We start from the raw sequence: 20870 nt of genomic DNA, 5'->3' as shown, positions 1-20870 counted from the left end.
CGCTTTCGCGAATAGCCTGACAGGCCAGTGACTTACTAACCGAATTTTGGAACAGAATGACAGATCTTCAAATGAGCCTGATCGGCGGTGCCGTCGTTTTCGTTGGCGCCGTATTCGTGTATAACAAATGGCAGGAGCACAAGGCGCGCAGGAGCGTCGAACGGGCCTTCTCGTCGGAGCATGACGATGTGCTGATGCGCAGCGGCGATGCGCCCGTGCCGCGCCAGGAACCGAGCTTCGACCTGGGCGCCGGCAGCGGCGGCGACAGCGCAGCGCGCGTCGAACCCGAGCTGCCCGATACGGTGATTGGCGCCGACGACGTCGAGGAACGCGCCAACGCCGCCGCCGAACAGGCCACCAGCCTGGTCGATCCGCTGATCGACTGCCTGATCCCGCTGGCGCTGGAAATCGCCGTGCGCGGCGACAAGCTGATTCCGGCGCTGCACACGCTGCGCCACGTCGGCAACAAGCCTATCCATTACATCGGCCTGGCCGTTTCCGGCGACTGGGAGCCGATCTCGCACGGCGGCGTGTACACCAAGCTGCAGGCCGGTGTGCAGATGGCCAGCCGCACCACCGCGCTGAACGAACTCGAATACTCCGAACTGGTGACGCGCCTGCGCACGCTGGCCGACGAAATCGGCGCCGAGCCGGAAATCCCCGACATGATCGAAGTGATGGGCGAGGCCAAGAACCTGCACCGCTTCGTCGCCGGCCACGACGCCCAGCTGGGCGTGAACCTGATGTCGAATGGCGCCCCGTGGGCCATCTCCACCCTGATCGGCGCGCTCGAGAAGCAGGGCTTCGACGTGCGTCCGGACGGCCGCTTCGCCATGCCCGACGGCGACGGCGGCGTGCTGTTCACCCTCTCGACCAACGTCACGCTCGGCGCGGACACCACCTCGCACCTGACGCTGCTGCTCGACGTGCCGGTGGTGGCGCCCGCGCGCGACGGCTTCGGCAGCATGGTCGCCTGCGCGCGCACACTCGGCGCGCGCCTGGACGCGACCCTGGTCGACGACAGCAGCCAGCCTTTGATGGACGAAACCCTGGCCGAGATCAACGGCCAGGTGCTCGAGTTCTACGAGGAGATGGCGGCGGCCGACATACCGGCCGGCTCGACCCGCGCGCTGCGCCTGTTCAGCTAAGGACCGTTCCGCCGTGACTACCGTACCAGCATTCCGCGAGCGCATGGCGTGGCTGACCGCCGAACTGAATCGCCACATCTACGCCTACCACGTGATGGATGCGCCGACCATTCCGGACGCCGAGTACGACCGCATGTTCCGCGAGCTGCAGGATCTCGAAGCGGCGCATCCGGAAGCGGCGTCGCTCGATTCTCCGACTTCGCGCGTGGGCGCCACGCCGATTCCCGAGTTCAAACAGGTCACGCACACCGTGCCGATGCTGTCGCTCAATAACGGCTTTTCGCCCGAGGACGTCGACAACTTCGACCGGCGCGTGCGCGAAGGCCTTGGCGTCGAACAGGTCGACTACAACGGCGAACTGAAATTCGACGGCCTGGCCGTCAGCCTGCGCTACGAGGACGGCGTGTTCGTGCAGGCCGGCACCCGCGGCGACGGCGCCACCGGCGAGGATGTCACCGTCAACATCCGTACCATTCGCGCGATTCCGCTGCGCCTGCACGGCGACGCGGTCCCGAGCGTGCTGGAAGTGCGCGGCGAGGTGCTGATGTACAAGGCCGATTTCGCCAAACTGAATCAGCGCCAGCGCGACGCCGGCCAGAAGGAATATGCCAATCCGCGCAACGCCGCGGCGGGCAGCCTGCGCCAGCTCGACTCGCGCATCACATCCTCGCGCAACCTGAGCTTCTTCAGCTACGGTATCGGCGCCCTGGAAGGCGCTGCGATGCCGGAATCGCACTCAGCGCTGCTCGACTGGCTCGCCGCCCTCGGCCTGCCGGTATCGAAGGAACGCGCGGTGGTGACCGGCGCCGCCGGCCTGATGGACTACTTCACCGACATCGGCAAGCGCCGCGCCGGCCTGGCCTACGAGATCGACGGCGTGGTCTACAAGGTCGACCGGATCGAAGACCAGCGCAAGCTGGGATTCATCTCACGCGCGCCGCGCTTTGCGATGGCCCACAAGTTTCCGGCCGAGGAAGCGCTGACCGAGGTGCTCGACATCGGCGTGCAGGTCGGCCGCACCGGCGCGATCACGCCCGTGGCGCGCCTGGCGCCAGTGTTTGTGGGCGGCGTGACCATCGAGAACGCCACGCTGCACAACGAAAGCGAAGTGCGGCGCAAGGACATCCGCATCGGCGACACCGTCATCGTGCGCCGCGCCGGCGATGTGATTCCGGAAGTGGTGGCCTACGTGCCCGAGCGCCGCCCGGCCAACGTGCGCGAATTCGTCATGCCGGCCAACTGCCCGGTGTGCGGCTCGGCCATCGTGCGGCCCGAGGACGAGGCGGTGGCGCGCTGCTCCGGCGGCTGGACCCACTGCAGCGCGCAGAAGAAGGGTGGCCTGATGCACTTCGTGTCGCGCCGCGCAATCGACGTCGAGGGACTGGGCGACCAGTTGATCGAACAGCTGGTCGACAAGGGTGTGATCCAGACCGCTGCCGACCTGTACGCGCTCGACCAGGACAAGCTGTGCGCGCTCGACCGCATGGCGACCAAATCGGCGCAGAACGTGCTCGCCGCGCTGGAAAAATCGAAGGACACGACGTTAGCGCGCTTCATCTACGCGCTGGGCATTCGCAACGTCGGCGAATCGACGGCCAAGGCGCTGGCCCAGCACTTCGGCAACCTCGACGCGCTGCTGCATGCGGCCGCGTTCGAAGGCGGGATCCAGCTGCTCGAAGTGGCCGACGTCGGCCCGGTGGTGGCGCGCTCGATCGCCGAATTCCTGACCGACCCGGAGAACGCCGCGCTGGTGGCGCAACTGCGCACGCACCTGCACTGGAAAGAGGGCGCGCACGTCATGAAGCCGACGGGCGCGCTGGCCGGTAAAACCTTTGTGCTGACCGGGACGCTGCCGACGTTGAGCCGCGACGAAGCCGCGGCGCTGATCGAGGCGGCCGGCGGCAAGGTCTCGGGCTCCGTGTCGAAGAAAACCGCCTATGTCGTCGCCGGCGACGACGCCGGCAGCAAGCTGGCCAAGGCGCAGGAGCTGGGCATCGCCATCCTCGACGAAGGCGATTTGCAGGCACTGCTCAAATCATCATCCACGGAACCAGAATGAAAAAGATCACCAAGGCTGTCTTCCCCGTAGCGGGGCTCGGCAGCCGCTTCCTGCCCGCGACCAAGGCGCAGCCGAAAGAGATGCTGCCGATCGTCGACAAGCCGCTGATCCAGTACGCCGTCGAAGAGGCGGTTGCGGCGGGCATCACCGACATGATCTTCATCACCGGCCGCAACAAGCGCGCCATCGAGGATCATTTCGACACGGCCTACGAACTCGAAAGCGAACTGGAAGCGGCCGGCAAGGACGAACTGCTCAACTTCGTGCGCAACGTGATTCCCAAGCACGTCAACTGCATCTACATTCGCCAGTCGGCGCCGCTGGGCCTTGGCCACGCGGTGCTGTGCGCGCGCCCGGTAGTGGGCGACGAGCCGTTCGCGGTGCTGCTGGCCGACGACTTCATGGACACCGCCGAAGGCCAGAAGCCGGTGCTGGCGCAGATGACGGACGTCTACGGCTACGAGAAATGCAGCGTGCTGGCGGTGCAGGACGTCCCGCGCGCCAACACCCGCCAGTACGGCATCGTCAGCGCAACCGCGTACCGGCCAGACCTGGAGCTGGTGTCGGGCATCGTCGAAAAGCCGCAGCCTGAAGCGGCGCCATCGACGCTGGCGGTGGTCGGGCGTTACGTGCTGTCGCCGCGGATTTTCGACTATCTTGCCGACATCGGCGCCGGCGCGGGCGGCGAGATCCAGCTCACCGACGGCATTGCCGCACTGATGGCGTCCGAGCGCGTGCTGGCTTACCGCTACGCCGGACAGCGGTATGATTGCGGCTCCAAGCTCGGCTACCTGCAGGCGACGACGGCGATGGGCCTCAAGCATCCCGAAACCGCCGCCGGATTCCGCGCCTTCCTCGAGCAGACCCACAAGGAGCTGGCGGCAAAATGACAGTCCGTGAAATCCTCAAGATGGGCGATCCGCGCCTGCTGCGCGTGGCCGAGCCGGTGCGCGAATTCGGCACGCCCGAACTCGACGCGCTGATCGCCGACATGTTCGACACCATGCACGCGGCCAATGGCGCAGGCCTGGCGGCGCCGCAGATCGGCGTCAATCTCCAGCTGGTGATCTACGGCTTCAAGGACAACCAGCGCTATCCCGAGGCGCCGCCGGTTCCCGAAACGGTGCTGATCAATCCGGTGCTGACGCCACTGTCGGACGAAATGGACGAGGCGTTCGAAGGCTGCCTGTCGGTGCCTGGCCTGCGTGGCGTGGTGGAGCGCTACACACGGCTGCACTACGAAGGCGTCGACCAGTTTGGCAAGCCGATCGTGCGCGACGCCGAAGGCTTCCATGCGCGCGTGGTGCAGCACGAGGTCGACCACCTGCTGGGCATCCTGTACCCGATGCGGATCACCGACTTCTCGCGCTTCGGCTACACCAGCGTGATGTTCCCCGACCTCGACCCGGACGACGACGAATGAAGTTAGCCGCCATCGCCTTGCTGGTGCTGGCGCCGCTGGCGCACGCCGACGACGTGTTCACCCGCGTCGAGCCGGCGCCGGTGCGCGAACTGTGGATCGACAGCGGCTTTTTGACCGGCCACTTCGACCGCGACAAGGATCTCAATGGCCGCAATACCGGGCTGGGCGCGGAGTATCGCTGGCGCGCCGACCTGGCGGTGACCGCGGGGCGCTTCTACAACAGCGACCGGCAGTATTCGAATTACGCCGGCGCGATCTGGCAGCCCTTCGCAGTCGGGCCGGTGCGCCTGGGCGCCGTGGTGGCGGGCTTCAACGGGTATCCGCACATGCGCGATGGAGGCTGGTTTCCAGCGCTGATTCCGGTGGCCACAGTGGAGTATCAGCGCGTCGGCGTCAACATCGGCTTCGTGCCGTCGTACAAGGACCGCCTGTACGGCGGCATCTCGGTCCAGCTCAAATTCAAGCTGCTGCAATAAGATCTGTCGTTCTTGCGGAGGCAGGAGCCCATGCTGAAGCGGCTCACAGTCGGCATGGGCTCCTGCCTGCGCAGGAGCGACAATCAGCGTTTCACTTTGTTTAGCGGGTCGTTCGGCATCCACGCCGGCATCGACTTTGCATTCGCCACCGCGTAGCCCAGGTTCAGCGTGAACTGCGCCTGCTGCACCATGCCCGACAAATCCCACGCCGGATCGTATTCGTCGCTGACCTGGTGATAGCGGTTCTTGAAGTCCACCATGCGCTTGCCCGAATCGGCAGCATCGTGTTCGAACTCGAACGACCCGTCGCCGGAGAACACGGCCGATCCGACGTTAAACGCCGGTACGCCGGCCTTCGCGAAGCTGAAATGATCGGCGCGGAAGTAGGCGCCACCCAGGTCGGGCGTGGCCGGCGCCAGTTTCAGCCCCATCGACTTCGCCACCTGCGCGGCGGTCGCATGCAGGGTGCTGCGCTCGCTGCCCGCCACGCCGATGTCGCGCGTCTTGCCGACGAAGTTCATGCTGTCGAGGTTCAGGTCCGCAGCCGTCTTCGCCAGCGGCCACAGGGGATTGCGCACGTACGCCAGGCTGCCGATCAGTCCTTGCTCCTCCGCGCAGGGCCACAAGAATATCTGCGTGCGGCGCGCCGGATGCTTCACCGCCTCCTGCGCCATCGCCAGCAAGGCCGCCGCGCCCGAGGCATTGTCGATCGCGCCGTTCCAGATATGGTCAGGCTTGCCGTTCGCCGGTCCCATGCCGAGGTGGTCCCAGTGCGCCGAGTAGATCACCGCTTCGCCGCGCAACGCCGGATCGGTACCCGGCACTACGCCCGCCACGTTGAACTGATCCACCTTGCGGATCGCGCTATGGACCGTCGCGTGCACGGTGGCGCCCAGGTCGACCGCCCTGAAGCCGCGCACTTCGGCCTGCGCGCGCATTGCGTCGAGATCCTTGCCCGCCGCCGCGAACAGGGCGCGCGCGGTGTCTTCGGTGATCCAGCCTTGCAGCGGGTTGCCGGGGCCGGCCAGGTGGAACTTGTCGTCGCCGAAGCCGTTGGACGGCACGCTCCACGGATAGGACGCCGATTCGGTGGTGTGGATCAGCAGCACGCCCGCCGCGCCCTGGCGCACCGCTTCTTCGTACTTGTAAATCCAGCGGCCGTACCAGGTGAGCGACTTGCCGCCGAAACGGTTCGGTTCCTGTACGGTCGGTTTTGGATCGTTGACCATCATGATCACGAGCTTGCCCTTGACGTCGACGCCGCGGAAGTCGTCCCAATGCTCGTCGTCGGCGTGGATGCCGTAGCCGGCGAATACCACGGGTGCGTCGATCTTCACCTCGGCCTGGCCGTTTGCATTGCCGAACACGATGTCCTGCGGCGCCTTCGGAGCCAGCGTCTTGCCGCCCGCCTCGAACGTCACCGCGCTGCCGGGCAGGGTGCGGATGCCCAGCATCGGCACCGGCTGGCGGTAGGACTTGCCGGCGGCCGGCTGAAGGCCGATCGCGGCGGCCTGGGTTTCGAGGTAGCGCACCGTCAGGTCGCCGCCGCGCTGGCCGGTGCCGCGGCCTTCGAGCAGGTCGTCCGCGAGGAAGGACAGGTGGGCGCGCAAGGGCGCTTCGGCGACGACGGGCGGCGCGGCGTGTGCGGCCTGTGCGGCGATCAGTAATGCGGAAGCGAGAAGGGTGGAAGAACGCATGAAATCTCCTGAAATATGACTGTCGCCGGCCTCTAATGGCAGTCGCGCTGCGCCGGTGTGCCGGCGCGCGCCTGCTTGCACAGCTCGCGCCAGAAAACGCGCGTGAATTCCGGATGGGCCGCGGCAAAGGGCTTGGCGACCGGCGCATAGCGGTTGGTGACCAGCGCCGGCGGCGACAGCTTGCGCACCGCCTTGCCGCCGGCGCCGCGCAGACAGGGCGCGAGCATCATGTTCGGCTCGAGGATCACGTCGAGCCGGCCCGCCATCAGCTTGCGCAGGTTTTCCGACGGCGTCGACGCCACTTCGAGCGGCCAGTGGTAGGCATCGTACACCCGGTTTGGCGCCGGCCCCACGGTTGACATGCCGACCGCGTGCTGGAAGCCGGCGAGCGCCTTACCGTCCCACCTGACGCGCTGGTCGCCGGCCCGCACGAACAGCGACAGTTCATCGGCGATGACGACCAGCGCGGGGTCGGCGCCGGCGCCGCGCATGGGGAACGCCAGCTGGTTGGCAAGATGGTCGGCGTAGGCGAAGCCGGGCAGGATATCGAGCAGCCCGAGCTGCAGCTCGATGAGCTGGCGGTTGGCGGGGCGGCGCTTCATTGTCACGGCGGGCCGGCAACCGGTCAGCGCGATGGCGTTGCGGGTCCACTCGACCAGCTGGCCAGGGGACGTCTCGATTCTGTCGGTGCCCAGCACATAGGGAGCGAACTCGAAATTGGGGAAGCTGACGCGCACGCGGGCCGGGCAATCGGCCGGGGCCGCCGAGGCGGCGAGGCAGCAAAAAAGCAGTAGCGCGGCGCCGCTGGTCTTGACGACGAAGTTCAGCAAAAAATTCTCAGCAATCAATTGTAACTTTTAGGTTAAAAGTTAATATTGCTGAGTATATACCGAACTAAATTGTTTCCGCTCAGAAATTTTCATCCGGACGCAGATAGCGCCACTGTCCGACCGGCAGATCGCCCAGCTTGACCTTGCCGATCCGCACCCGCTTCAGGCCGACGACCTTCAGCCCGACCATGTCGCACATGCGGCGGATCTGGCGCTTCTTGCCTTCTTTCAGCGTGAAGCTGAGCTGGTCCTCGTTCTGCCAGCGCACCTTGGCCGGCAGCAGCGGCTTGCCGTCCATCCACAGCCCGAAGCACAGCTTCTTCAGGTCGGACTCGGGTAGGGTGCCCGGCTTGGTGTATTCCACGCGCACCAGGTACTCCTTCTCGATCGCCGTGTCCTGGCCGATCAGCTGCTTGGCCACGCGGCCGTCCTGGGTCAGGATCAGCAGGCCCACCGAGTCGATGTCCAGGCGCCCGGCCGGCACCAGCGAACGCAATTGCGTCGGATGGAACTGCTCGGGCGAAGGATCGTCGGCCCAGCGGTTCTCCGGCTTGATCAGCGCCACCGCCGGGGTGTAGCCATCCTCGGCCTGGCCGCTAACGTAGCCCATCGGCTTGTTGATCAGCACCGTCACGCGCTTCGACTGCTCGGCCGCGGCCTGGCGCTCGACCGTCACTTTCTGGTCGGGCGTGACCTTGCTGCCCAGTTCGGACACCACCTGGCCATCGACCCGCACCCAGCCGCGGGCGATCCATTCATCGGCTTCGCGGCGCGAGCACAGCCCGAGTTCGGACATGCGTTTGGAGAGGCGTAACAATTCAGACATTCGATAATTCCAATTAAACTTTGAGGGCGTCCAGCAGGTCGGTTTCAAGCTGGATCTGGTTGCGCGAACTGGCCAGGACCTTGCCGTCGACCAGGAACACGTCCTCGACGCGCTCGCCGAGGGTCATGATCTTGGCCGTGTGCAGGTTGATGCGATAGCGCGTGAGCACGCTGGCGATCGAGTACAAGAGGCCAGTGCGGTCGGCCGCCGAAATCGACAGCAGGTAGTACTGGCCGCGTTCGTCCGGGCGCAGGTCCACCGTCGGCGTGATCGGGAAGGTGCGCGACATACGCGACAGGCGCCCCCGCGAAGGCGCCGGCAGCGGGGTCTGCTTCGTCAGCAGCTCGCAGATCTCGTGCTCGATCAGGCTGATGATGTCGCGGTAGCTCTTGGCGAAATTCTGTTCGGTGACGAGGAAAGTGTCGAGCGCGTAGCCATCCGCGGTGGTGTGGATCTTGGCGTCGAGGATGGAGAAATTCTTGCGGTCGAAGTAGCTGCAGATGCGCGCGAACAGGTCCGGCTGGTCCTTCAGGTACACCGCCACCTGCAGCCCTTCGCCGATCGGCGCCAGGCGGCACTTGACCACCGGTTTGGGCGAGTCGAGGCGGTCGTGCAGCGAGCGCGTGAGCCACGCGATGTCGGCGGCGTCGTGGCGCAGGAACCAGGCCACGTCGAGCTGGCGCCACAGCGCCTCGTGCGCATGTTCGGGCAGACCGTACAGGCGCAGCATCGCGCGCGCCTCATCCTGGCGGTTGCGCAGTTCGCGGTCGGCCGAATGCGGCTCGCCGCCCAGCACGCGCAGGGTCACGCGGTACAGGTCCTCGAGCAGCTTGGCCTTCCACGCGTTCCACACCTTCGGGCTGGTGCCGCGGATGTCGGCCACCGTCAGCAGGTACAGCGCGGTCAGGTGCCGTTCGTCCCGCACCGTCGCGGCGAAGGCCGAGATGACGTCGGGGTCCGACAGGTCCTGCTTCTGCGCCACCTGCGACATCGTCAGGTGCTGCTCGACCAGGAAAACCACCAGTTCGGTGTCCTCGGGCTCGATGCCGTGGCTTTCGCAGAACTGGCGCGCGTCCTCGACGCCGAGCTTTGAATGGTCGCCGCCGCGGCCCTTGGCGATGTCATGGAACAGCGCGGCCACGTACAGCAGCCAGGCGTCGCGGAAGTTGGCGATCAGCTGGCTGCAGAACGGGTATTCGTGCGCGTGCTCGCTCATCGTGAAGCGGCGCATGTTCCGCACCACCATCATGATGTGCTGGTCGACCGTGTAGACGTGGAACAGGTCGTGCTGCATCTGGCCGACGATCGGGCGGAAGGCCGGCAGGTAGCGGCCCAGGATGCTCATGTCGTTCATGCGGCGCAGCGCGTGGACCAGGCCCACCGGCGCCTGCAGGATGCGCAGGAACAGCGCCTTGTTCGCCGGATCGGCGCGGAAGGCGTCGCCGATGCGCCTGCGCGCGTGCCACAGCGCGCGTGTGGTGCGGGCGGTCATGCCCTTCAGGTTCGGGCGCTCGGTCATCACCACGAAGATCTCGAGCATCGACGACGGGTACTTTTCGAACGTGTCGTCGTCGCGGATGTCGATCAGGTCATTGACCTCGTTGAAGCGCTCGTTGATCTCGACCAGCACCACCGGCTGCGGGAACAGCTGCGCCTCGATATTCTGCAGCAGGATCGTGTTGAGCTGGGTGACCGTCTTGGCGGCCCAGTAGTAGCGCTGCATCAGGATCTCGCTGGAGCGGCGCGCGTTGACGCCTTCGCCGGTGGGCGCCAGGCCCAGCGACTCGGCGATGGCCGTCTGCACGTCGAACACCAGCCGGTCCTCGCGCCGGCCGGTATGCAGGTGCAGGCGGATGCGGATGTCCTTGAACGCGCTTTCCTTTTCCATCAGCGCGCGCGCCTCGGTCTGGGTGATCAGGCCGCGCGTGGCCAGCTGGCTCCATGAGTTGGCAAGGCCGGCAGCCTTGGCCACCCACAGGATCACCTGCAGGTCGCGCAGCCCGCCCGGGCTCTCCTTGCAGTTCGGCTCGAGCGCGAACGCGGTGTCCTCGTACTTGGCGTGGCGCAGCCGCATTTCGGCGGTCTTGGCCTGGAAAAAAGCCTGCGGGTCGAGCGCGCCGTGATAGCGCTCCTGCATCCGCTCGAACAGCTCCTGGTCGCCGCACACCAGGCGCGCTTCGAGCAGGCTGGTTTGCACCGTGATGTCGGCCTGCGACTCGGTCATGCACTCGTCGATGGTGCGGATGCTGCTGCCGATCTCCAGGCCCAGGTCCCACAGCAGCTGCACCAGGTTCTCGAGCCGGCCGCGGTTGATCGCATCGGCCGGTTCTGATAAAAGGATCAGGAGGTCGACGTCGGAGTAGGGGAACAGTTCGCCGCGGCCGTAGCCGCCCACGCCGACCAGCGCCGTGTTGGGCGGCAGGCCGGCGCCGGCCCACGCCTCGGCCAGCACCGCATCGACGCTCTGGCGCAGGCCGCGCAGCAGCTTTTCCGGCTTGCCGTCTTCGCGAAACGCGGCGATCAGGACCTGGCGATCCGCCTTCAGCTGCTGCTTGAGGAGGTCGCGCGCGGTGCTGGTCGGGACGGCGGCGGGCATGGCTTACGCCGCCGCGGTGGCCGCTGGCTGGGCGATGAAGGCCGGCGGCGGCGGTGAGCCGGCCGACAGGGTCAGGATCTCGTAGCCGGTTTCGGTGACCAGCACGGTGTGCTCCCACTGCGCCGACAGGCTGCGGTCCTTGGTCTTGATGGTCCAGCCGTCGCCCATTTCGCGGATATCGCGGCGACCGGCGTTGATCATCGGCTCGATCGTGAAGATCATGCCCGCTTCAAGCTTCTCCAGCGTGCCCGGACGACCGTAGTGCAGCACTTGCGGCTCTTCGTGGAACACCTTGCCGATGCCGTGGCCACAGAATTCGCGCACCACGCTGTAGCCGTGCTTTTCGGCGTGCTGCTGGATCACGTGGCCGATGTCGCCCAGGTGCGCGCCCGGCTTCACTTTCGAGATCCCCAGCCACATGCATTCGTAGGTCACGTCGGACAGGCGCTTGGCCAGGATCGACGGCTCGCCGATGAAGAACATGCGGCTGTTGTCGCCGTGGTAGCCATCCTTGATGACGGTGATGTCGAGGTTGACCACGTCGCCGTTCTTGAGCACCTTGTCGCCCGGGATGCCGTGGCAGATCACGTCGTTGACCGAGGTGCAGATCGCCTTCGGATACGGGGTGTAGCCGGGCGGACAATAGTTCAGCGGCGCCGGGATCGAGCCCTGCACGTTCACCATGTACTCGTGGCACAGGCGATCGAGTTCGCCTGTGGTCACGCCGGCCTTGACGAACGGGGTGATGTAGTCGAGTACTTCGGAGCCGAGGCGGCCGGCAATGCGCATGCCCGCGATTTCTTCGGGGGTCTTGATGGAGATGGAGGACATAGAGTTCACAATCGGCAAAAAAGTGGGTGCGCAGCGAGAGCTTCGGCTGGGACGCGGATATCCGACATTATAAGGGATGTCGATGTCTGGCGATGGCCATGGCGATAAGTGTCAAGCTGTATCTGGACGATCCGGGCGAAGATGTCGCCTTGTTCGTTACGATTCGCCTCTTGGCCCGTGGGATAGAGATGTACGCTCAGATTACTGTCACTGCATCGTATGATCGACCAGCGCTTTGCCAAGCGCTGAGCGAGCATGTTGGATCACAGGGGGTACAGCCCCTCGTCGCATTGAAGGGCACCACTTACGCGTCAATGGCTCCGGCGGTCGCGCCAACTGTCATAGCGGCCCAACTGATTCGCGACGCCGCGTCGATTTTGTACTTCTTCGATGGTCCGACAACAATCACGATACATATCACTGCTACCACCGTAGCGGAACTCAAAAAGCAAACGCGGCGCGTGACCCAACAGTTGCTGCCCGAGCTAAATAAGGGAAGAAAATTGATCGATGCAAGGATTTTTGTCGAGGAAGAGGAGGGGGAAACGCTGATTATGAGTGGGGTTCGAGTTTCCCTGCTCGGTCAGCTAAGTAGCGCCGCCGGCGAAAAATGGGCGAGCAAACTCTTGGTCCCGGGGCTCGTTTTCGGACTAAGTTCCAAGTTTTTGGCGGGAACCCCCTCAGCCGTCGCTGCGATGTTCGGCTTTGCGGCCGCGGTGCTTGCCTTCGCCGTCGAGGTGGGGCTTTTCGTCTATCATGGAGATGAATGGAAATGGAAGGAGGTGCCATGAACGATTTTGATTTCGCGAATCGCCCCGGCGAGCAACGCCAATTCCGCTCGCTGTCCGAGCGAAAACTGGCAGAGTCACTCTCGTGCGCGCTGTCCGCTCCCCTATCGTGGACACAAGAGCAAGATTCGATCCGCGTTGTCCCTGATGAGGGCGAGGGATCGTTCGGATATCGGCCGGATTTTCTCATTCGGAATGACGAGACGGGCAGATTGCTTGCTGTCGAACTCAAGGCATCCCAGGGTCTTTCGCGCGCGAACCTTATGAAGTTCAAGTTAATTAGCGACGCCTACCACAAGGCTGGGAAAGAATTTCTGTTGATTGTCGATGGAGCGCAGGATGGTTCGGCTGTTCGCGCCCTGAATCAGGACAATGTTCGCACAGCATGGCTTAGTGATGAGAGCGCCGGAACTGCGGTTGAGACGATTCGACGTGCGCTGATGGCTGCTTTCTGATTGGCCGCCGTTCCCGGTCCGTATCCGCATGACCCTGGCTTAGAGGGGCTGACGCTGACCGGTCGCTTCTCCAGTCGGGCATCTCTCCTGCGGACGCAGACACCGCCATTCCGAGTTGACAAAACCTGGCGGCTGGCGCGGCAGCTTGCCTGACGTCTCAGGCAAGCCCCTTGGGCGCGCCGCCAGCACGGGGAATCACTTGAAAGACTGCCCAAATCCGCTTATAATCTCGGGTTGCTCGGTTAGCTTTTCGGGCGAAGATGTAAAACGTAGTGCAAATAATGTTAAATCGCGAGTCCGGTCGCAAAGGGTGCCTGAATGGTGACTGACCGGATTCCAGACCCAACCCTGGAGAAATGTAATGTCCGTAACAATGCGTGAAATGCTGGAAGCCGGTGTCCACTTCGGTCACCAAACCCGTTTTTGGAACCCAAAGATGGCGCCGTTCATCTTCGGTCACCGCAACAAGATCCATATCATCAACTTGGAAAAGACGATGGGCATGTATCAGGAAGCGATGAAAACCATCAAGCAGGTTGCTGCCCAGCGCGGCACCATCCTGATGGTCGGCACCAAGCGCCAGGCCCGCGACATCATCGCCGCTGAAGCCCAGCGCGCAGGCGTGCCTTTCGTCGACCAGCGTTGGCTCGGCGGCATGCTGACCAACTTCAAGACCATCAAGACCTCGATCAAGCGCCTGAAGGACATGGAAGCCCAGATCGAAGACGGTTCGGTCGAGAAGCTGTCGAAAAAAGAAGGCCTGATGTTCCAGCGCGAGATGGTCAAGCTGCAGAAGTCCATCGGCGGCATCAAGGAAATGGGCGGCGTGCCTGACGCGATCTTCGTCGTCGACGTCGGCTACCACAAGGGCGCGATCACCGAAGCCGGCAAGCTGGGCATCCCGGTCATCGGCGTGGTCGATACCAACCACTCGCCAGAAGGCGTGACCCACGTCATTCCAGGCAACGACGACTCGTCGAAGGCCATCATGCTGTACGCCCGCGGCGTCGCTGATGCGATCATCGAAGGCCGTGCCAACGCCACCAACGAAGTGGCCGACATGGTCAAGTCGTCGGGCGACGACTTCGTCGAAGTTTCCGAGCAGGCGTAATTACCTAAGCAGGGGCGACCCTGCTTGAATCAAAAAGGGTGGCGTCGTCACCCTTTTTTTTAAACCGAAGTCGATAGCGCGGCGCCAGCAATGCGCGCCCCCGACGGATAGATATTAGGAGAATTCACATGGCAGCGATTACTGCAGCGATGGTAGGCGAACTGCGCGGCAAGACCGACGCACCAATGATGGAATGCAAAAAAGCACTGACCGAAGCCGAAGGCGACATGGCCCGTGCGGAAGAGATCCTGCGCGTCAAGCTGGGCGGCAAGGCGTCGAAAGCCTCGTCGCGCATCACCGCCGAAGGCGTGGTCGTCGCTTACATCGCCGGCAACAAGGGCGCACTACTGGAAATTAACAGCGAAACCGACTTCGTCGCCAAGAACGACGACTTCCTGGCGCTGGCCAACAACGCCGCCAAGCTGGTGGTCGAGCACAACCCGGCCGACGTGGCTGCCCTGCTGGCCCTGCCGCTCGACGGCAAGACCCTGGATGAAGTGCGTGCCGCACTGATCGGCAAAATCGGCGAAAATATGTCGATCCGCCGCTTCCAGCGTTTCGAAACCACCGGCAAGCTCGCTTCGTACATCCACAGCAACCGTATCGGCGTGATGGTCGAATTCGAAGGCGCGGACGAGCAGGTCGGCAAGGACGTCGCGATGCACATCGCCGCGATGAAGCCAGTGTCGCTGTCGGCCGACCAGGTGCCAGCTGAACTGATCGAGAAAGAGCGTTCGGTCGCCGCACTGAAGGCCCAGGAGGACGCCGACAAGGCCGCCGCCGAAGGCAAGCCGGCCCAGTCGCCGGAAATCCTGGCCAAGCGCCTCGAAGGTTCGGTCCAGAAGTACCTGAAGGAAGTCTCGCTGCTGAACCAGGCGTTCGTCAAGAACGACAAGCAGTCGATCGAGCAGATGCTGAAAGCGGCCAACACCACCGTCAAGGCATTCACCATGTTCGTCGTTGGCGAGGGTATCGAGAAGAAGCAGGACGACTTTGCCGCAGAAGTCGCAGCCCAGATGGCTGCCTCGAAGCAGTAAGTTGCAAAGCGGGCCGGAAGGCCCGTTTTTTTAGCTGTCGCAAGTTCCACCGTCCCTCGCGGGCGGTGAGGCCGGCCGGCGCGCCCGCGAGGCGCCCGCCGGCCAGCACCGAATAATCCGTCACCCAGGAGCCTCTACATGACCAAACCAGCCTATAAACGCGTTCTTCTCAAGTTGTCTGGCGAAGCACTGATGGGCGACGATCCGTACGGGATCAACCGCGGCACGATCGAGCGCATGGTCGCCGACGTGGCGGAGGTGGCGAAAATGGGCGTGGAGCTGGCCGTGGTCATCGGCGGCGGCAACATCTTCCGCGGCGTCGCGCCGGGCGCCCAGGGCATGGACCGCGCCACCGCCGACTACATGGGCATGCTGGCCACCGTGATGAACGCGCTGGCGCTGGCCGACGCGATGCGCCAGGCCGGTGTGACCGCGCGCGTGATGTCGGCCATCGGCATCGACCAGGTGGTCGAGCCTTACGTGCGCCCGAAGGCGCTGCAGTACCTGGAAGAGGGCAAGGTCGTCGTGTTCGCCGCCGGCACCGGCAATCCATTCTTCACCACCGACACCGCCGCCGCGCTGCGCGGCTCCGAGATCAGCGCCGAGATCGTGCTGAAGGCAACCAAGGTCGATGGCGTATATACTGCCGACCCTAAGAAGGACCCGAACGCCACCCGCTACGAGTCGATCACCTTCGACGAGGCGATCGCCAAGCACCTGCAGGTGATGGACGCGACCGCGTTCGCGCTGTGCCGCGACCAGAAGCTGCCGATCAAGGTGTTCTCGATCGTCAAGCCGGGCGCGCTCAAGGCCGTGATCATGGGCGAGGATGAAGGCACCCTGGTTCACGTGTAAAATATCGCATTATTTTCAAGCAACAATCTTAAAAAGCTACAGGAGAGCAGCATGACCATCGCTGACATCAAGAAAAACGCCCAGGATCGCATGGCAAAGTCGATCGAGACGCTGCGCGCCGACCTGGCCAAGGTCCGTACCGGCCGCGCCCACACCGGCATCCTCGACCACGTCATGGTCGAGTACTACGGTTCGCCGACCGCGCTGAGCCAGGTCGCCAACGTGACCCTGATCGACGCCCGCACCATCGGCGTGCAGCCGTACGAAAAGAAGATGCTGACCACCATCGAAAAGGCGATCCGCGATTCCGACCTGGGCCTGAACCCGTCGTCGCAGGGCGAGCAGATCCGCGTGCCGACCCCGATGCTGTCCGAAGAGCGCCGCAAGGAAATGGTCAAGCTGGTCAAGAACGAGGCGGAAGACGCCAAGATCGCGATCCGCAACATCCGCCGCGACGCCAACGAGCAGGTCAAGAAGCTGGTCAAGGACAAGCTGGCGTCGGAAGACGACGAGCGCCGTTCGACCGACGAGATCCAGAAGCTGACCGACAAGTTCGTCGCCGAGGTCGACAAGATGGTCGTCGACAAAGAAAAAGAAGTGCTGACGGTTTAACTTCCCAGATGATCTTCAAGAGTTCCACCACAGCCGTCCCTGAAGTCGCCAAGGTGCCCCGGCACGTGGCGATCATCATGGACGGCAACGGCCGCTGGGCCACCAAGCGGCTGCTGCCGCGCGTTGCCGGCCACGTCAAGGGCGTGGAGGCGGTGCGCGATTGCGTCGAGGCCTGTGTCGAGCGCGGCATCGAGTACCTGACGCTGTTCGCGTTCTCGTCGGAGAACTGGCGCCGCCCGGAAGAGGAAGTGTCGCTGCTGATGCGCCTGTTCGTCACCGCGCTCGAGCGCGAAGTGGCGAAGATGCACGCCAACGACATCCGCCTGAAGGTGGTGGGCGACCTGTCGCGCTTTGACGCCAAGCTGCGCGAAATGATCGCCAACGCCGAGCGCCGCACCGCCAACAACACGCGCCTGACGCTGACCATCTGCGCCAACTACGGCGGCCGCTGGGACATCATGCAGGCCACCGGCAAGATGGTCGCTGCGCATCCGGGTGTAACCGATTTCACGGAAGAGCAGCTGGCCGAACACCTGGCGATGGCGTACGCGCCCGAGCCGGACCTGTTCATCCGCACCGGCGGGGAAGAGCGCATCTCGAACTTCCTGCTGTGGCAGCTGGCGTATTCCGAGCTGTACTTCACCGACACCTTCTGGCCCGACTTCTCGACCGCGGCGCTGGACACGGCGATCTCCTCGTATCAAGGCCGCGAACGGCGTTTTGGCCGCACCGGCGACCAACTGGCCGAAAAGAAAAAATAAATGCTCAAGACCCGTATCATCACGGCGGTCGCGTTGCTGGCGGTATTGCTGCCGGTGCTGTACTTTCACGACCCGATCGCGTTCGCGGTGGTGGTCACGGTGTTCTTCGGCGCCGCGATCTGGGAAGGCTTCCGCCTGTTCAATCCCGGCTCGGCCCGCGCGCTGCTCATCGCCGCCGCGTGGACTGCGGCCTTCGTGTACGCCTTCTTCGTCGCGCACCAGGCTGTCATGCTGTTCTGGTTCGCCATCAGCGCGCTGATCTGGCTGCTGCGCCTGGCGCCGTCGCTGAAGATCGGCCTGCCGGCGCTTGGCACCACCGCCAACACCATGCTGTCGCTGACCTACGCGATCGCCATCGTCGCCTGCTTCGCCGCCATCGTCGCGCTGTTCCGCCATTCGCCGGCCTACCTGCTGTCCGTGATGGCGCTGGTGTGGATCGCCGACATCGGCGCCTACGCCGCCGGCAAGGCCTTCGGCAAACATAAACTCGCCCCATCGATCTCCCCCGGCAAATCCTGGGAAGGCGCGATCGGCGGCGCCATCGCGGTGTTCGTCATCGCCGCATCGACCGTGATCTTCGGCGGCGCCGCGCTGGCCGACACCTTCGCGGTGCACGTCCAGGCCAAATTCGGCTGGGCGGTGCTGGCGGCCATCCTGGCCGTGATCGTCGCCGCGAGCATCGTCGGCGACCTGTTCGAATCCCAGTTGAAGCGCCGCGCCGGCGTCAAGGACAGCAGCAGCCTGCTGCCTGGCCACGGCGGAGTGCTGGACCGGATCGACGCCCTGATCCCCGTATTGCCCTTGGCTGCGCTGATCGACACCTGGCTCTAAAGGCATCCCATGCAACACATCACCATCCTAGGCGCCACCGGCTCGATCGGTGTGTCGACCCTCGACGTGCTCGCGCGTCATCCCGACAAATACAAAGTCCACGCGCTGACCGCGCACAGCAAGGTCGAAGAACTGGCCGCGCAATGCGCGCAGTTCCGTCCGCGCCGCGCGGTGGTCGGCAGCGCTGAAGCGGCATCGCAACTGGCTTCGCTGCTGCGCGCGAAAGACATCCGCTGCGACGTCTCCTACGGCGAAGCGGCGCTGTGCGAAGTGGCGGCCGAAGCCGATACCGTGATGGCCGCCATCGTCGGCGCCGCCGGCCTCGCGCCGGCCCTCGCCGCAGCCCGCGCCGGCAAGAAGATCCTGCTGGCGAACAAGGAAGCGCTGGTGATGTCCGGCCAGCTGTTCATGGACGCAGTGCACCAAAATGGTGCAATCCTGCTGCCGATCGACAGCGAGCACAATGCCATCTTCCAGTCGCTGCCGCAGTCGTACGCGCGCTCGCCCGAAGGCGCCGGCGTCGCCAAGATCGTCCTGACCGCATCCGGCGGCCCCTTCCTGTCGCGCGCCGTCGAGACGCTGGAAGACGTCACGCCCGAGCAGGCCTGCAAGCACCCGAACTGGTCGATGGGCCGCAAGATCTCGGTCGATTCGGCCACCATGATGAACAAGGGCCTCGAGGTGATCGAGGCGCACTGGCTGTTCGGCGCCCCGGCGTCGCAGATCGACGTGGTGATCCACCCGCAAAGCGTGATCCACTCGATGGTGTCCTACGTCGATGGCTCGGTGCTGGCGCAACTGGGCAACCCCGACATGCGCACGCCGATCGCCCACGCGCTGGCCTTCCCGGAGCGGATCGAGTCGGGAGTAGGGCAGCTCGACCTGACCACCATCGGCACGCTGCAATTCGAAAAGCCCGACTTCGCGCGCTTCCCGTGCCTGGCGCTGGCGTTCGAGGCGCTGGTCGCCGGCGGCACCTCGCCGGCGCTGCTCAACGCGGCCAATGAAGTGGCGGTGGAAGCCTTCCTCGATCGCCGCATCGGCTTTCGCGACATCGACCGCGTGATCGCCCGCGTGATGCACGAAAACGAGCATGGCGCCGCCAGCAGCATCGAAGCGGTGATGGCGCAGGACGCGCTTGCGCGCGCCGCGGCGCGCACCATCGTGGCCGGTATCGCGCGATGAACCTGATCACCACCGCGCTGGCCTTCCTGCTTGCGCTGGGCCCCCTGATCATCTTCCACGAGCTGGGGCATTACGTCGTCGCGCGCCTGTGCGGCGTGAAGGTGCTGCGCTTCTCGGTCGGCATGGGCAAGATCGTCTGGTCGCGCCGCTTCGGACCCGACCAGACCGAATGGGCGGTCTCCGCGCTGCCGCTGGGCGGCTACGTCAAGATGCTCGACCTGCGCGACCCCGACGCTCCGGGCATGACCGAGGCCGACCTGCGCCGCGAGTTCACCCATCAAAGCGTGTGGCGCCGCATCGCCATCGTCGCCGCCGGCCCGCTGGCCAACTTCCTGCTGGCGATCCTGGTGTACACCGGGCTGTCGATGTACGGCACGGTCGAACCGTCGACCCGGCTGCGCGCGCCGGCCGAAGCCAGCGCCGCCTACACCGCCGGCCTGCGCGGCGGCGAGCACGTCGTCGCCGTCAACGGCAACGCGGTGGCAGCATGGGGCGACCTGCGCTGGGAGCTGATCCAGGCGATCGTCGACAAGCGCGACGCCCGGCTCGACGTGCGCCAGGCCGAAGGCGGCCAGTTTGTCGCGATCCTGCCGGCGCGCGCGCTGGCCGGCCTCGACGTCGACGGCGACGTGCTGACAAAGCTCGGCCTCGACCTCTGGCGGCCGAAGGCGGTAGTCGAGCAGGTGATCGCCGCTGGCCCGGGCGCCAGGGCCGGCCTGCAGCCGCGCGACGTGGTCACCGCAATCGACGGCAAGCCGGTGACCGACGGCGTGGCGCTGGTCGAGGCGGTGCGCGCATCGGCCGGTCGTCCGATCGCGCTCGAAGGCTTGCGCGGCGGCGCGCCGTTCACCCTGACGGTGGCGCCCGAATTCGACCCCGCCCGCAAGGCGTGGGTGATCAAGGTCCTGACCAGCATGGCGCCCGAGACGGTGACGGTCAGCTCAGGGCCGCTCGAAGCGTTCGAAAAAGCCGTGCGCAAGACCTGGGACACCAGCGTCATGAGCGTGAAGATGATCGGCAAGATGGTCACCGGCGAGGTCTCGCTGAAGAACGTCACGGGCCCGATCACCATCGCCGATTACGCCGGACAGACCGCCCGCATGGGCGCCCCGGTGTTTTTGGGCTTCATCGCCTTCATCAGCATCAGCCTCGGTGTGATGAATCTGTTACCAATTCCGGTGCTGGATGGGGGACATTTGCTGTATTATTCGCTGGAAGTTTTGACCGGCCGCCCCTTGCCTGAACGGATAGGGGCTTTCGCGCAGCGCGCCGGGATCGGCTTGCTGGTCCTGCTGATGGCGCTGGCTGTCTTCAACGACGTCGCCCGGCTGCTGTAGCCGGCGTCTTTC

20 protein-coding genes are annotated in these 20870 nt (G+C 64.8%); 15 read left to right on the top strand and 5 right to left on the bottom strand.

Translation table 11 applies throughout. From position 1 onward, the window contains the following. Positions 1 to 56: 56 nt before the first annotated feature. Genes Q4S45_RS10220 through Q4S45_RS10200 form a run of 5 tightly spaced genes read left to right on the top strand, consistent with a single transcriptional unit; the run spans position 57 to position 5106 of the window. Entirely contained in the window at positions 57 to 1148 is a 1092-nt protein-coding gene (locus Q4S45_RS10220) for a cell division protein ZipA C-terminal FtsZ-binding domain-containing protein (RefSeq protein WP_305511553.1), read from the top strand. A gap of 43 nt (positions 1149 to 1191) precedes the next feature. After that, positions 1192 to 3207 (top strand): NAD-dependent DNA ligase LigA, encoded by a 2016-nt coding sequence (gene ligA, locus Q4S45_RS10215; protein WP_305512084.1) that lies wholly within the window; start codon positions 1192 to 1194, stop codon positions 3205 to 3207. After that, a complete protein-coding gene (gene galU / locus Q4S45_RS10210) occupies positions 3204 to 4097 on the top strand; it encodes a UTP--glucose-1-phosphate uridylyltransferase GalU (RefSeq protein WP_305511551.1) in 894 nt (297 codons plus the stop codon). The genes ligA and galU overlap by 4 nt, the downstream gene beginning before the upstream one ends. Next, positions 4094 to 4630, top strand: coding sequence for a peptide deformylase (def, locus tag Q4S45_RS10205; RefSeq protein ID WP_305511548.1), 537 nt, complete (start codon positions 4094 to 4096; stop codon positions 4628 to 4630). The genes galU and def overlap by 4 nt, the downstream gene beginning before the upstream one ends. Further along, on the top strand, positions 4627 to 5106 hold the full coding sequence (locus Q4S45_RS10200; RefSeq protein ID WP_305511546.1) for a hypothetical protein: 480 nt from the start codon (positions 4627 to 4629) through the stop codon (positions 5104 to 5106). The genes def and Q4S45_RS10200 overlap by 4 nt, the downstream gene beginning before the upstream one ends. A gap of 83 nt (positions 5107 to 5189) precedes the next feature. Here the strand turns inward: Q4S45_RS10200 and Q4S45_RS10195 are convergent, their stop codons facing one another. The 5 genes from Q4S45_RS10195 to map form a co-directional block, all read right to left on the bottom strand. Beyond that, positions 5190 to 6803, bottom strand: coding sequence for a M28 family peptidase (locus Q4S45_RS10195; protein WP_305511544.1), 1614 nt, complete (start codon positions 6801 to 6803; stop codon positions 5190 to 5192). Between the two features lie 32 nt (positions 6804 to 6835). Then, the gene (locus Q4S45_RS10190) at positions 6836 to 7633 is read right to left on the bottom strand and encodes a hypothetical protein (protein ID WP_305511542.1); all 798 of its coding nucleotides are present in this window, start codon (positions 7631 to 7633) and stop codon (positions 6836 to 6838) included. A 79-nt stretch (positions 7634 to 7712) separates the two neighbouring features. Beyond that, positions 7713 to 8459, bottom strand: coding sequence for a pseudouridine synthase (locus Q4S45_RS10185; protein WP_305511540.1), 747 nt, complete (start codon positions 8457 to 8459; stop codon positions 7713 to 7715). A gap of 13 nt (positions 8460 to 8472) precedes the next feature. Then, complete coding sequence (locus Q4S45_RS10180; protein WP_305511538.1) at positions 8473 to 11055, bottom strand: [protein-PII] uridylyltransferase; 2583 nt, start codon at positions 11053 to 11055, stop codon at positions 8473 to 8475. A gap of 3 nt (positions 11056 to 11058) precedes the next feature. Then, complete coding sequence (gene map / locus Q4S45_RS10175; protein ID WP_305511536.1) at positions 11059 to 11886, bottom strand: type I methionyl aminopeptidase; 828 nt, start codon at positions 11884 to 11886, stop codon at positions 11059 to 11061. Positions 11887 to 11984: 98 nt separating this feature from the next. Between map and Q4S45_RS10170 the strand changes: the two genes are divergently transcribed. The 10 genes from Q4S45_RS10170 to rseP all read left to right on the top strand — a co-directional run bounded on the left by Q4S45_RS10170 (position 11985) and on the right by rseP (position 20858). Next, a complete protein-coding gene (locus Q4S45_RS10170) occupies positions 11985 to 12677 on the top strand; it encodes a hypothetical protein (RefSeq protein ID WP_305511535.1) in 693 nt (230 codons plus the stop codon). Then, positions 12674 to 13129 carry a hypothetical protein gene (locus tag Q4S45_RS10165; protein ID WP_305511533.1) on the top strand — a complete coding sequence of 152 codons (456 nt, stop codon included), beginning with the start codon at positions 12674 to 12676 and terminating at the stop codon, positions 13127 to 13129. Before Q4S45_RS10170 ends, Q4S45_RS10165 begins: the two co-directional genes overlap by 4 nt. 361 nt (positions 13130 to 13490) lie before the next feature. Continuing rightward, positions 13491 to 14240 (top strand): 30S ribosomal protein S2, encoded by a 750-nt coding sequence (gene rpsB / locus Q4S45_RS10160; RefSeq protein ID WP_305511531.1) that lies wholly within the window; start codon positions 13491 to 13493, stop codon positions 14238 to 14240. 128 nt (positions 14241 to 14368) lie between these two features. After that, positions 14369 to 15277, top strand: coding sequence for a translation elongation factor Ts (tsf, locus tag Q4S45_RS10155; RefSeq protein WP_305511529.1), 909 nt, complete (start codon positions 14369 to 14371; stop codon positions 15275 to 15277). Between the two features lie 138 nt (positions 15278 to 15415). Beyond that, complete coding sequence (gene pyrH, locus Q4S45_RS10150; RefSeq protein WP_305511527.1) at positions 15416 to 16132, top strand: UMP kinase; 717 nt, start codon at positions 15416 to 15418, stop codon at positions 16130 to 16132. Positions 16133 to 16183: 51 nt separating this feature from the next. After that, the gene (gene frr, locus Q4S45_RS10145) at positions 16184 to 16744 is read left to right on the top strand and encodes a ribosome recycling factor (RefSeq protein ID WP_305511525.1); all 561 of its coding nucleotides are present in this window, start codon (positions 16184 to 16186) and stop codon (positions 16742 to 16744) included. Between the two features lie 8 nt (positions 16745 to 16752). Further along, positions 16753 to 17505: a polyprenyl diphosphate synthase gene (gene uppS / locus Q4S45_RS10140; protein ID WP_305511524.1), complete on the top strand. Its 753-nt coding sequence runs from the start codon at positions 16753 to 16755 to the stop codon at positions 17503 to 17505. Beyond that, positions 17506 to 18336 carry a phosphatidate cytidylyltransferase gene (locus Q4S45_RS10135; RefSeq protein WP_305511522.1) on the top strand — a complete coding sequence of 277 codons (831 nt, stop codon included), beginning with the start codon at positions 17506 to 17508 and terminating at the stop codon, positions 18334 to 18336. 9 nt (positions 18337 to 18345) lie between these two features. Then, entirely contained in the window at positions 18346 to 19521 is a 1176-nt protein-coding gene (ispC, locus tag Q4S45_RS10130; protein WP_305511520.1) for a 1-deoxy-D-xylulose-5-phosphate reductoisomerase, read from the top strand. Then, positions 19518 to 20858, top strand: a complete 1341-nt coding sequence (rseP, locus tag Q4S45_RS10125) for an RIP metalloprotease RseP (protein WP_305511518.1) — start codon at positions 19518 to 19520, stop codon at positions 20856 to 20858. Before ispC ends, rseP begins: the two co-directional genes overlap by 4 nt. Positions 20859 to 20870 lie beyond the last annotated feature (12 nt).

It is taken from the genome of Massilia sp. R2A-15, assembly GCF_030704305.1.
In the GTDB taxonomy this organism is placed as follows: Bacteria; Pseudomonadota; Gammaproteobacteria; order Burkholderiales; family Burkholderiaceae_D; genus JAFCUW01.
The sequence above is the reverse complement of the archived record's forward strand: the minus strand, read 5'-3'. Positions and strand labels throughout refer to the sequence as shown.

Bases quoted from the DNA above. Each gene is read 5' to 3' on its own strand.
- Q4S45_RS10195 (WP_305511544.1), bottom strand. From the start codon at position 6,803: ATGCGTTCTTCCACCCTTCTCGCTTCCGCATTACTGATCGCCGCACAG.
- galU (WP_305511551.1), top strand. From the start codon at position 3,204: ATGAAAAAGATCACCAAGGCTGTCTTCCCCGTAGCGGGGCTCGGCAGC.
- tsf (WP_305511529.1), top strand. From the start codon at position 14,369: ATGGCAGCGATTACTGCAGCGATGGTAGGCGAACTGCGCGGCAAGACC.
- Q4S45_RS10200 (WP_305511546.1), top strand. From the start codon at position 4,627: ATGAAGTTAGCCGCCATCGCCTTGCTGGTGCTGGCGCCGCTGGCGCAC.
- map (WP_305511536.1), bottom strand. From the start codon at position 11,886: ATGTCCTCCATCTCCATCAAGACCCCCGAAGAAATCGCGGGCATGCGC.
- def (WP_305511548.1), top strand. From the start codon at position 4,094: ATGACAGTCCGTGAAATCCTCAAGATGGGCGATCCGCGCCTGCTGCGC.
- ligA (WP_305512084.1), top strand. From the start codon at position 1,192: ATGGCGTGGCTGACCGCCGAACTGAATCGCCACATCTACGCCTACCAC.
- Q4S45_RS10135 (WP_305511522.1), top strand. From the start codon at position 17,506: ATGCTCAAGACCCGTATCATCACGGCGGTCGCGTTGCTGGCGGTATTG.
- rseP (WP_305511518.1), top strand. From the start codon at position 19,518: ATGAACCTGATCACCACCGCGCTGGCCTTCCTGCTTGCGCTGGGCCCC.
- ispC (WP_305511520.1), top strand. From the start codon at position 18,346: ATGCAACACATCACCATCCTAGGCGCCACCGGCTCGATCGGTGTGTCG.
- Q4S45_RS10165 (WP_305511533.1), top strand. From the start codon at position 12,674: ATGAACGATTTTGATTTCGCGAATCGCCCCGGCGAGCAACGCCAATTC.
- frr (WP_305511525.1), top strand. From the start codon at position 16,184: ATGACCATCGCTGACATCAAGAAAAACGCCCAGGATCGCATGGCAAAG.
- rpsB (WP_305511531.1), top strand. From the start codon at position 13,491: ATGTCCGTAACAATGCGTGAAATGCTGGAAGCCGGTGTCCACTTCGGT.
- Q4S45_RS10185 (WP_305511540.1), bottom strand. From the start codon at position 8,459: ATGTCTGAATTGTTACGCCTCTCCAAACGCATGTCCGAACTCGGGCTG.
- Q4S45_RS10180 (WP_305511538.1), bottom strand. From the start codon at position 11,055: ATGCCCGCCGCCGTCCCGACCAGCACCGCGCGCGACCTCCTCAAGCAG.
- uppS (WP_305511524.1), top strand. From the start codon at position 16,753: ATGATCTTCAAGAGTTCCACCACAGCCGTCCCTGAAGTCGCCAAGGTG.
- Q4S45_RS10220 (WP_305511553.1), top strand. From the start codon at position 57: ATGACAGATCTTCAAATGAGCCTGATCGGCGGTGCCGTCGTTTTCGTT.
- pyrH (WP_305511527.1), top strand. From the start codon at position 15,416: ATGACCAAACCAGCCTATAAACGCGTTCTTCTCAAGTTGTCTGGCGAA.
- Q4S45_RS10170 (WP_305511535.1), top strand. From the start codon at position 11,985: ATGGCGATAAGTGTCAAGCTGTATCTGGACGATCCGGGCGAAGATGTC.